Below are 11493 nucleotides of genomic sequence, written 5' to 3'. Positions count from 1 at the left end.
CAAAGACAAGTACAATACTTTTGCTGTGAAGTATGGTCTTAATCCACTGTATATCGTGGAGTGCTTTCGGAGATACAGGTTAAGACTACTTAAACAACTTTCAGAAGTCTTAATCCACTGTATATCGTGGAGTGCTTTCGGAGGGTGGCATCGCCGGGGCCTTATAAATCAAGGGTTCCAGAGGGCGTTTTTCTGCCAGACTTTTTGAGCACTACCTTCGAATCGACTTTTTTTCGGAGGATTTTCTTATAACTCGTTGATATTCAACGAAGTAGCCTGATTGCCTTTTGCCGGTGCTTAGAATATACTGCTCAAACTCGCGGGTCTGGGCCCCTAATACCCCAAATATACATCATTTTCGCGAAAAATCACATAATTTCACCCGAAACAACGAAAAATCCCCGATACGCGTGGCGCCGGGATTTGTTTCAGGAGGTAAATATGAAAGCTGTGGGTTTAGCAGTATTTGGCGAGGAATTCGAGTTCGGTTTCGCATATAGCGAGGTTTCTTTTGGTTAGGGTGTGGTGGGTTATTTGTTGCTGTTGATGTATTCGACGATGTTGTAGATGGTGGTGACGCTGGTGATGAGGAGTTGTAGTGGGAGCATAGTGATTTCTCCTTGGTTAAGGGTTTGTTGTCCGAGATTTTCTCGAACATACAGCTATATGCAAAACCCGTGCCAAAAGGAAAATGCTGTTTTTTAAGCAAAAATCGCAGGGTGGAAAAACAGGGCTGAAAATGTTGATGAATGCGTATACGAAAATGTATACAGAAATACATTTTTATATGCCGTACAAAACACAAAAGGCCCCGCCGAAGCGGAGCCCCCATTTTTTAGTTCCCTAAAATCCATTCACCAAAGAATGGGTCTTCGAGCTCATAACCGGTGGTCTTGATGACGTACCCCTGTTTCAGCAGACGTTTGATGGCGCTGAACAAAGTACTGGGGGCCATCGATCTATCGGTCATGGGGTTGCGCCTATTGGCTAGCGCGAGCATCACCTTGCGGTCGGTGCGGTTCATGTTCGCCCAGAGTCGCTCGTAATCTAGGGAATGCTCTTCCACCTGCCTCTTTATGGCGTGGGCCACAGGATTCTCCTTGACCTTGCTGTACTCGATTGCGTTATAGACTGCGGCCGAAAGCTGTTGCGTGTAATAAGGGTGCACATCTGTGAATTTCAAAATTTCTTCTGTGATGGCAGCCTTTCGCTCTGCTGGCATATTTGGCAGGCGGCTTTCTATATAGGAATAGAAATCCTCGTAAGGAATTTTCTTCAGGTTCATGCGTTCGCCAAAATGGAAAAATGGGGACTTTTTCTTTTCGAATATTTCCTCCATCATGGATTCCTGGCTACCCATAAACACGTAATTCAATCCCTTCTGCCGTTGCATGATGGCCCGCAGCTGCTTCGCCAGGGTTTTGTCTATGGAATTCACTTCCTGGAATTCATCGAACACCACGATAAGTCGGTTCTTTGCAGAAGACACCTTTTCCAATAAGTCCAGGGAATCTTCCAACATGGCGGACGGTTTTCCTACCGAGGGAACGAAGCTCACATCCATACCTTCGGTCACCGGATTGAAGGAGAGCGTGGGCACGACGCGGAAAAGCTTCATAAGGTGCTTGATCTTTTCGAATTTGTGTATCTGGAACACCTGGCGTAAAATTTGGGAAGCCAAATCTTCCACATTCAGGACTTTCATGAAGTCAATAGTTATGGACGGACGGCCAATCTGCCGAAGCGCCCTTGCTACCAGGCTGCTCTTGCCGAATCTGCGCGGGGATATTAGCACGAGATGGTTCTCGCTGTTCAGTAATTCCTTAATCTGCGCAAGTTCGTTCACGCGATCCGTGAAATATTCGTCTTCTACGATGGTTCCGAATTTGAACGGGTTCATGATGCTCCCTGTGCGAAAAAAATCAATGCGAAAAATTTCGCATTCTAAATCAATATAGTATAATTGCCCCTTTTTTGCAATATGGATTCGCGAATAAGTAAAAAGTCGCGCCGTCCCACCCAAAACAACGAAAAAATCCCCGACGCGCGTTGCACCGGGGATTTGTGTTCAGGAGGTAAAAATGAAGGCTGTGGGTTGGCGGGATGGCGTTTAGTCGATGATAGCGGTGTCGGAGTATTCGGGGATGATGGACATGGCAAGCCTCCTTTGGGTAAGGGTTAGATGTCGCGGATTTTTTTGGATGATGGAGTAGCCGATGATGCCGGTGTCTCAAATATACTGCTCAAACTCGCGGGTTTGGGCCCAATACCCCAAATATACATCATTTTCCGCGAAAAACCACCAAAAACGGCTTGATCTATATAATTGCGTAAGAAAGTTTCCGAACCGGCTTGCCCGTGCCGATAATCACGATGTTTTGGTCGTTGTCACTGTCGAGAGGATACAAACGAACCGTGTCATGATCAGGGTTGATTATCCCGAGAAGCTGCTCTGAAAAATCCTCCACTTTTGAAGAATCCATAAAGATTTCAAAGACTGATCTTTGCACGCGGAATCCCCATTTTGCACAGGCTTTGGCAGCGGCTTTCCGTTTCTTGCCGTTAGAAATGTCAAATGCCACCACGTATTTCATGCGGCCTCCTGAGTTGTGATGCCCACTGTGTTTTGTTTTTTCTTGAGTAGGCGGCGGCGCAAAGCTTCTACGCGCAAACGCATTAGGCTGTTCCAGGATGCGCCTTCGTTGTCTGGTACCACGCGGTTCGGCGAATCGCAGAATTCCTCGTAGTGGCGGATGAACGCGGCCATTCCCTCGCGGGTCAGTTGTAGCGGGCTGTCGTCCGAGTCGCCCTTGCGTACAAAGTCTGTTGTGCCAATGAATTTTCTATTGAGTATTTTAAGGACGAGTCTATCGACAAGCGGGTGGCGGAACTCTTCGAGCATGTCGCAGGCAAGAGATGCCCTGCCGTATTCGGGTTCATGCAGGAATCCGATGGCGGGGTCGAATCCATAGGTCTCGAGCAAGGCTTCGATGCGTTTTGCGGTAAATGCGTAGCCGAGTGATAACAGTGCGTTTACGGGATCGGTGCAGGGGTGAAATTTTCGTCCGGGGAAGCGGATGCCATTCATAAGGCATTGTGCGTAACTTGAAAAATAGATTTTGGCGGCGTTGCCTTCGATTCCGCGGAGCGTATTTTTGTCGGTGCCGGAGCAGTCCATTGCAGACTGGAGCGACTTTTGCATTGCGGGGCGTGCGTCAAAGCGGAAGGGGTTGTGCGGATTCTTGTCGCAGGCGTTCAGCAGCGCGATTCCGCTTTCTATTTTTGATACGACGAAGCCCCTTGCAATTTCGAAGGATTCGTGACGATTACGGAAAGCGTCGTATTGGGCGAGTCTTAGATAAACGTTCTTGGCGGATTGCGAGGTGTATTTGCCTTTGAATCGTCCGCCGCGGTCAAGGAAGGCTACGCTTGCTCCGGCGTCGTTGAGCGATGCCATTGCGTCGCTGCTGATGGATGCTGCGCCCATGATGTTTACCGAGGATATTTCTGAAATCAGGTAGTCTCCGACGAGTTTGTCTGCTTTTGTGAGGCGGAGGTGGTTGCCTTGTTTGCGGATGCTTGTTCCTTGTTCTGTGATGTAGAGGTTCATAGTTGAAAGTCCCTTATGGTAAAGAAAATCTTTTGCGGGCGGGGCTACCGCGAAAGATTTTATGTATGGTTGATGGAGGTTGGGCGATTAGATTTCGCTGAAGACGGTGTCGTTATATTCGGGGATGAAGGACATGGCGAGCCTCCTTTGGGTTAGGGGATGGGTTAGGATTGGTGGGCGATGACGAGGAATCCGATGATTGTGGCGAGGAAGGCGATTGCCATAGATGGCCTCCTTTTTTATATGTCGCGGATGTTTTTGATGATGGTTGTTGCGGATGCGATTCCGGCGAGGATGGGGAGTATTGGAATCATGGTTGTTCTCCTTTGTTGAGGGTTGTTGTTTTGTCCGGGAGTTTCCCGGACATACAGCTATTTGCAAAACCCGTGCCAAAAGGAAAATGCGATTTTCAGGCAAAAATCGCAGGGTGGAGAATTAGGACTATATGCGTTGATGGATGTATATACAAAATCGTATACAGAAATACGTTTTTATATGTAGTACAAAACACAAAAGGCCCCGCCGAAGCGGAGCCTAAAATTTGTCAGCAAAAACGCAAATGGGGTTCGTGGTTTATCGTGGAGTGCTTTTGGAGCTCAAAACAATAAACAATAGAGAAGAATTAAAAGTCTTAATCCACTGTATATCGTGGAGTGCTTTCGGAGTCAGTGTTGTCACTACAGAAGTAATCGTAGACTTGCGTCTTAATCCACTGTATATCGTGGAGTGCTTTCGGAGCACCGAGCGATGACGCCGTTCAGTGCGTGGGTTCGGGAGTCTTAATCCACTGTATATCGTGGAGTGCTTTCGGAGAGCAAATCACGGAGGCTATCCTTTCAAGACTCAAGTCTTAATCCACTGTATATCGTGGAGTGCTTTCGGAGATCGAACGGAAGCTGACAGAAGCCCTTAAGAGGGGTCTTAATCCACTGTATATCGTGGAGTGCTTTTGGAGCCAAGACTTGCGACGATGGTTCCGTGGTTGTGCAGTCTTAATCCACTGTATGTCGTGGAGTGCTTTTGGAGCCTATATGGTCAAGAAGGCTCGCGACTTGTCCAAGTTGTCTTAATCCACTGTATATCGTGGAGTGCTTTCGGAGCCACGCAACGCTCTTCACGTACCCACACCGCGTGGAGTCTTAATCCACTGTATATCGTGGAGTGCTTTCGGAGGAACAAGCGTCTTATGTTTTTGCGTCGGGTAATCGCAGTCTTAATCCACTGTATATCGTGGAGTGCTTTCGGAGTGCCATTGACTGCTTCGCACTTACAGACGATTATGGGTCTTAATCCACTGTATATCGTGGAGTGCTTTCGGAGGGGTGGCATCGCCGAGGCCTTATAAATCAAGGGTTCCAGAGGGCGTTTTTCTGCCAGACTTTTTGAGCACTACCTTCGAATCGACTTTTTCCGAAGGATTTTTCTCTAACTCGTTGATATTCAACGAAGTAGCCTGATTGCGTTTTTGCCGGTGCTTAGAATATACTGCTCAAACTCGCGGGTCTGGGCCCCAATACCCTAAATATACATCATTTTTCGCGAAAAAACGCAAAAAATCAGCTGTAAACTTTTTTCTATACGGTAATCGCGTATCGCCCGCCGCCAAAGGTGGTGTTCTTGCCGACTCCGACCATTTCCCCTATCGAAAGGAGCACTCTCGCTGTTTCGGAAATGTTCTTTAGGATTACCGTGCCCGTAAAACCGGAGTAGTAGATGCGCTTGTTCTGGCGAGAACTCAGTCGAGACCTTGTTGTCTTGGTGGTTGCTGCCTGGGATTCCATGGCGAGTAAATCGTGCAAGAGTTCGTCGAAGTTCCAGTCTGCGCCGTCTATACTGCCGTAGGCCTTGCAAAGCAGCTCTATTCTTTGCAGAAGGTTCCACGAGAACATTTCAAGGTTCCAGTCTGTGGACTCCTTGCGGTAGTGTCTAAAGGTTGTCGGCGTAAAAAAAACGAGCTTGAGCGAATCGCTATTGGAGACCTGAACATCTGCAATGTCTGTGACGGTTGGTGGGCGCATCCCGTCAATGTAGAAACGTGTCGCATCGTGTCCGATACCTTCTTCGCCAAGAGCGGTCAGGCATTTTTCGAGTGTATCGGAAAGTGTGCTGGACAGTCCAAAGAAGGTGACTTCGAGTCCGGCCTTGTCGTGTTCCTGCGGCAAGGCGAAAAATCGCAGGTTTATGGAACGGGGTTGCGGACCTTCGGGCGGTGCGGGTGTGCCCGGCAAGGGGTCAAGGAGTGCGCTGTAAAGGTGCGTGCAGTTTTCACGGTGGGCGGGGCTTGCAAAATCCTTGGTGATTTCATCGTACAGGTAATAACCAAGTGCTCCGCGTATGCCCGCTTCTGGAAACCTGAAAAAACGCTTGTAGTTTTCGATAACAAGCCTGTAATAGATACGTGTAATTTGGAGGTGCGGAATTGCGAACATAGGTCTCTGTTTTGGGTGATGAAAAGATAAACAATTTTGACGATTTTGGTGTGTCGAAAAAACGGTTGACCCGATAAGCCATGCGATTAGTCGCGAAAAATTCTACACGTGTGTGCGTTTCGAAGATGGTGTTGATGAAATTGACGACGAAGATTATCCAGAATACGCTTCTGTCCGTCTGATCAAGGATGCGGAATAAGGCATACTCTCTAAACATTCAATTGTGTTGTGGTTAGAAGATGGGGCTCCAGGACTATGGGGTCACCTTGTTTTTGTTAAGCTCATATTTCCTGTTGATTTTTTTTTGTTTAACATTTTGTATATTACAAAATGTTAAATGGAGGTATCTATGGAAAATCCTTTTGTTTTACGCCCTTACGAAAGCGCTGAACTTTTTTGCGATCGCGAAAAAGAAACACGGGATATTATAGACGATTTGCAAAACGGCATCCATGTGACGCTGATTTCTCCGCGTCGTTATGGCAAAACGGGATTGGTCTACCACGTTTTTGATGAACTTGCCAAAAAACGCCGCTCCATGACGCTCTGCTATTGCGACATTTACTCGGCAGACAATCTGGAGGATTTTGTCAAGCTCCTTTCGGAATCCATTGTCTCAGCTGTGAAGGCCGAGCCTACTTTGAAGAAGTTCTTCTCATTTTTTCCTGGGATTCGTCCATTGGTGTCGTACGACCCTGTTTCGGGTTCGCCACAGGTGAGCATTGCGTACCAGAACGATGGGCAGAAGCTTTCTACGCTCAAAAGTATTTTTGATTTTCTGGGTTCCCAAAAAAAGACGTTTGTGATTGCATTTGATGAATTCCAAATTATCCGCAATTTTAAGGGAGTGAATATGGAGGCGCTGTTGCGCACCTATATCCAGCCGCTAAAAAATGTACGCTTCGTGTTTTGTGGAAGCCAAAAGCATATCATGACGGATATGTTTGTGAACGAAAAAAGCCCGTTCTACGAAAGTACGCATGTTGTTTATCTCGACAAAATCCAGCCGGATATCTATGGCGCGTTTATCAAGAAACTGTTTGGCATGGGGAGTCGCCGCATTGATGACGATGCTCTTGAGTTTATCTTGGAGTGGACCCGTTGCCATACGTTTTATATGCAGTATCTTTGCCACCGCTTGTTCCGTGATGCTGGCAAGAAAATTACTTTGTCCGATGTGCGTCTGTCTTGCGCCGAAATCTTGCGCGAGGGAATGAATGGCTTCTTGGAACGTCGTAACTTGCTGACGGATAAACAGTGGCAGTTCTTGAAAGCGGTTGCCAAGGAAGGCTCCGTTGCACAACCCACGGCGGGTAGTTTCTTGAATAAATATAAACTGGGAACCGCTGCAGCCGTCAAGCGGATTGTCACGTCGCTTGTGGAAAAGGAACTTTTGCTTGAAACTCTCTCGCTAAAGGGCAAAAACTACTGCGTTTATAATGTTTTCTTGAGTCGCTGGCTTGAATCTGTTTAACATTTTATAGTATACAAGATGTTAAATTCCGTTCTACACTCTCGAAGGGGCTTTTTCATGCTGTTCTAGCGGGCTGCGCTCCAGCGTACTAGCGAGGAGTGTTAGGCTTCCTATTTCCCGTGGTTGTAGACGTCACCGAATTCATGTTCAATGAATATCACGTTGAATACATTTGGCTATGTTCCCACAAATGGTTGTTGACAAGTTTAAAATGACATAATTTGTCATCACTGGAATGTATATTTGTGGCGATGGACGAGATTGCGCCGCAGATAGCCCTGCTCAGGCAGATGTACATGGGACTGGACAAGAAGTCCCGCCCGGCCCTCCCGCTCCTGCGGGCCGCCTAGAACCCGTATCCGGCCCCAAATCCGGACGTCATCCACACAAGTCCGATGCCGCCGCCGGTCGATTTTGCGTTGAGCGTACCCTGCAGGCGATTCCTACGTATTTCCACTTTTTCAGAATAAAATCTATCTTCACGCTAGATGTCAACAACCATAATGGCTAACAGAGCCAATTTTGCGCTTTCCCCAGCCATACATCATGTATCCCCCCCCCCCCTTGTAACAATTTCGTAATTTTCTAAATTTATAAGGAATTACGCAATTTGTGGTAACGGATATCACGGATTGCCGCACATTGAACGGACGAGACCCTCGCGATGACGTTGACTAGTGACTTTTTGTTTGCCGGACCGCACCCCGCAGTTCTTCGTAAGACTGGGGAAATAGCTTGATTATGAGCCGTATCAAGTTCATGAATATCGAAATCGACAACCTGACAATGTCCGAGACATTGTCGTCGATTGAGGATTTGATTCAGCAAAGGAAGAACGCATATGTAGTCACGCCCAATGTTGACCATATCGTAAAAATTGAGTCAAATGAAAAGTTGAGAGCGGCGTATTCTGAGGCGAGCCTGATTTTGACGGATGGCAAACCACTGATTTGGGCGTCAAAATTATATCGTACCCCGATTAAGGAAAAAATATCAGGATCGGACCTTTTCCCGGAACTTTGCAAACTGGCTGCTAGCCGCCATTATACGATGTTCTTTTTGGGTGCGAAGGATGGCGTGGCTTTAAAGGCTGCCGAGAACCTGAAGAAACAGTATCCTGGCTTGGATGTTGTAGGGTGTTATGCACCACCGATGGGCTTTGAGAAGAATCCTGAAGAAATCGATAAAATTGAGGGCATGCTTAAGGCTACGCAGCCCCAAATATTGATTATCGCTTTAGGTTGCCCAAAGCAAGAAATCTTTATACACAGGTTCAGAAATCGGCTGGATGTGCCGGTATCTTTCTGCCTCGGTGCAACGCTTGATTTTGCTGCAGGCAATGTTAAACGAGCTCCGCAGTGGATGGCGAATGCCGGGCTTGAATGGGCTTACCGTATTTACCAGGAACCTAGACGAATGTTTAAGCGTTATGTCTTAGAAGATTGGAAATTTGTAAGATTATTTTTTAAGTATTTCGACATGAAAATATCTTAGTGAGATAAAGAACTCGTTATGGATTTTTTGTTTATCTTGTTAAATCTGCACGATGTGGATCTTAAAAAACGGGAAAAAATTATGAATATTGGTGTTATTCTTTCTGGTGGCGTGGGAAATCGAATGGGGCTGAACATTCCCAAGCAATACGTAAAAGTAAATGGAAAAACAATAATCAATTATTGTTTGGAAAAGTTCTTATTTCATCCCCAAATTGATTTGCTGATTGTGGGAATTGCATCTGAATGGGAAAAAGTTGTTAAAGACTATATTATATCAACAAAATCGTCTAAGAAAATTTTATTTTCTAGACCCGGAGAAACTCGGCAATATTCCATTTTCAAAGCGCTTGAAGTTGCAAAGGAAAATGGTGCACAAGAAAAAGACGTTGTAGTCATTCATGACGCTGCTCGACCGCTTGTTAGCACTGAATTAATTAGCCAATGTATAGACGGCTGCAATGTGGCTGATGCTATTATGCCGGCCATTCCTGTTAAAGATACAACATATCTCAGCGAAGACGGAATACATATTCAATCACTACTGAATCGAAGCCATTTATGGAGTGGACAAGCTCCAGAGGCATTTGAGTTCTCCAAATATTATTTAGCACACAAGAATATGAGCCGAGATGAATTGCTGAAAATAAATGGGAGCACAGAATTGGCCGTGAAGGCGAATTTAAGGTGCCAAATGATTCCTGGTGATCCAATGAACTTTAAAATAACAACACCAGAAGACTTATCGACTTTTGAAAGCATTGTTAATGCAGAGGTGAAATAATGAAAGCCTACGTACTTCATTCTATAAATGATTTGCGCTATGAAGAAGTTAGTGTTCCCGCTTGCCCTCCAAACTGGAGTATTGTGAAGGTAATGGCTGCAGGAATCTGTAGTTCAGATATTGCAAGAGTTTATACAAAGGGCACATATCATTTCCCGACAATACCAGGCCATGAGTTTTCGGGTGTTGTAGAAAAAGTTGGCAGCAAGGAGCATGAAAATCTGATTGGAAAAAAAGTGGGTGTGTTCCCATTAATTCCTTGTCGCGAATGCGCTCAATGCCAAAAGAAACACTATGAAATGTGTTCCTATTATAATTATGTTGGCTCTCGTCGAGATGGTGGGTTTGCAGAATATGTAGCTGTTCCTGTTTGGAATCTTCTTCCATTAGATAACTCTGTCCCGTATACTTCTGCGGCAATGCTGGAACCACTTTCTGTTGCGTTGCATGCCGTTAAATTGGGAAAAATTAATTCAGGAGATCGTGTTTGCGTCATTGGTACGGGAATGATTGGCATTAGCGCCGCTCAATGGGCAAAAAAATTTAGTTCGAGTAATGTGACCATCATTGGACGTAACGAAAATAAGCGTAAAATAGTAGAAGCTTGTGGTATTGAATATGTTACCGACAAAGACGTGTCTGGGAAAAATTATGATTTTGTTTTGGAAGCCGTTGGTACTCCATCATCAATTGAGTTAGCTATACAAGTTGCTGCTCCTGGCGGAAAAGTCGTATTTATGGGAAACCCGTCGGGAGATATCTTGCTTAAACAAGATACCTACTGGAAAATTCTTCGAAAACAGTTGAACGTTCAAGGAACATGGAACTCATCATATGATGGTCCCGAAAAATCAGATTGGACAGAAGCAGTTGATGCGCTAGGGAAAGGAGAAATTGACGTTACGTCACTTGTTTCACATGAGTTTACTCAAGAACATCTAGTTGATGGACTTTCTTTAATGCGGGATCATAAAGAACCTTATTGCAAAGTTATGACTATTTGGAATGTGAATCCAGAGGGGTGACTTTATGCAAAAAAATAAAATTTCGGCATCAATGATGTGTTCCAATCTTGTCGATTTAAGGGAAACGATTGATATTTTTGAACGAAATAATGTTGAATATCTTCATATCGACATGATGGACGGGTCTTTTGTCCCGAATTTTGGATTAGGTGTTGACTATATAAGGGGATTGCGAGAATTAACGTCAATACCATTAGATTTACACTTAATGATTAAGGATCCTGAATACAAACTACAATGGATTGGGATAAAAGAATCTGATATTGTGAGCGTTCATTATGAAAGTAGCTTTCAGGTTCAAAGAGTTTTAGACTGGCTAAAACCATATGGATGCAAGCGATTTCTTGCTATCAATCCTGCAACTCCAGTAAATGTGTTAGAAGAAGTCTTGGATTATATAGATGGGGTGAATCTTTTAATGGTCAATCCTGGGTTTGCAGGGCAAAAGATGGTGCCAAGTACTATAAAAAAGGCAACAAAGGTAATAAAGCTATTAGAAGAGATGGGGCGACAGGACATTATTGTTGAAGTTGACGGAAACATCACTTGTGAAAATGCTCATAAGTTGTGCGAAATTGGGGCCTCTATTTTTGTCGCTGGCACATCTGCAATATTTAGGGGTGATGTCAGTCAATATGAAAAAAATATTATTGACTTTAGAAAAGAAATAGAATAAGA

9 protein-coding genes and 1 CRISPR repeat array are annotated in these 11493 nt (G+C 45.1%); of the genes, 5 read left to right on the top strand and 4 right to left on the bottom strand.

The window, feature by feature from the left end; translation table 11 throughout:
* Positions 1-835: 835 nt before the first annotated feature.
* The 4 genes from BGX16_RS14395 to cas6 form a co-directional block, all read right to left on the bottom strand.
* Positions 836-1900: an AAA family ATPase gene (locus BGX16_RS14395; protein ID WP_198514819.1), complete on the bottom strand. Its 1065-nt coding sequence runs from the start codon at positions 1898-1900 to the stop codon at positions 836-838.
* Positions 1901-2318: 418 nt separating this feature from the next.
* Entirely contained in the window at positions 2319-2594 is a 276-nt protein-coding gene (gene cas2, locus BGX16_RS14390; protein WP_100424226.1) for a CRISPR-associated endonuclease Cas2, read from the bottom strand.
* Positions 2591-3610: a CRISPR-associated endonuclease Cas1 gene (gene cas1 / locus BGX16_RS14385; protein WP_100424225.1), complete on the bottom strand. Its 1020-nt coding sequence runs from the start codon at positions 3608-3610 to the stop codon at positions 2591-2593. The genes cas2 and cas1 overlap by 4 nt, the downstream gene beginning before the upstream one ends.
* A 628-nt stretch (positions 3611-4238) precedes the next feature.
* Positions 4239-4930: a CRISPR direct-repeat array (repeat unit 37 nt; unit sequence GTCTTAATCCACTGTATATCGTGGAGTGCTTTCGGAG).
* A gap of 254 nt (positions 4931-5184) precedes the next feature.
* Positions 5185-6039 carry a CRISPR system precrRNA processing endoribonuclease RAMP protein Cas6 gene (gene cas6, locus BGX16_RS14380; protein ID WP_100424224.1) on the bottom strand — a complete coding sequence of 285 codons (855 nt, stop codon included), beginning with the start codon at positions 6037-6039 and terminating at the stop codon, positions 5185-5187.
* A gap of 349 nt (positions 6040-6388) precedes the next feature.
* Between cas6 and BGX16_RS14375 the strand changes: the two genes are divergently transcribed.
* The 5 genes from BGX16_RS14375 to BGX16_RS14355 all read left to right on the top strand — a co-directional run bounded on the left by BGX16_RS14375 (position 6389) and on the right by BGX16_RS14355 (position 11491).
* On the top strand, positions 6389-7513 hold the full coding sequence (locus tag BGX16_RS14375; protein WP_100426675.1) for an AAA family ATPase: 1125 nt from the start codon (positions 6389-6391) through the stop codon (positions 7511-7513).
* A gap of 741 nt (positions 7514-8254) precedes the next feature.
* On the top strand, positions 8255-9007 hold the full coding sequence (locus tag BGX16_RS14370; RefSeq protein ID WP_100426674.1) for a WecB/TagA/CpsF family glycosyltransferase: 753 nt from the start codon (positions 8255-8257) through the stop codon (positions 9005-9007).
* An 18-nt stretch (positions 9008-9025) separates the two neighbouring features.
* Positions 9026-9790, top strand: a complete 765-nt coding sequence (locus tag BGX16_RS14365) for an IspD/TarI family cytidylyltransferase (protein WP_100426673.1) — start codon at positions 9026-9028, stop codon at positions 9788-9790.
* Complete coding sequence (locus BGX16_RS14360) at positions 9790-10815, top strand: galactitol-1-phosphate 5-dehydrogenase (protein WP_100426672.1); 1026 nt, start codon at positions 9790-9792, stop codon at positions 10813-10815. The genes BGX16_RS14365 and BGX16_RS14360 overlap by 1 nt, the downstream gene beginning before the upstream one ends.
* Before the next feature lie 4 nt (positions 10816-10819).
* Positions 10820-11491 (top strand): ribulose-phosphate 3-epimerase, encoded by a 672-nt coding sequence (locus tag BGX16_RS14355; protein WP_100426671.1) that lies wholly within the window; start codon positions 10820-10822, stop codon positions 11489-11491.
* Positions 11492-11493 lie beyond the last annotated feature (2 nt).

It is taken from the genome of Hallerella succinigenes, from assembly GCF_002797675.1.
Taxonomy (GTDB): domain Bacteria; phylum Fibrobacterota; class Fibrobacteria; order Fibrobacterales; family Fibrobacteraceae; genus Hallerella; species Hallerella succinigenes.
The sequence above is the reverse complement of the archived record's forward strand: the minus strand, read 5'-3'. Positions and strand labels throughout refer to the sequence as shown.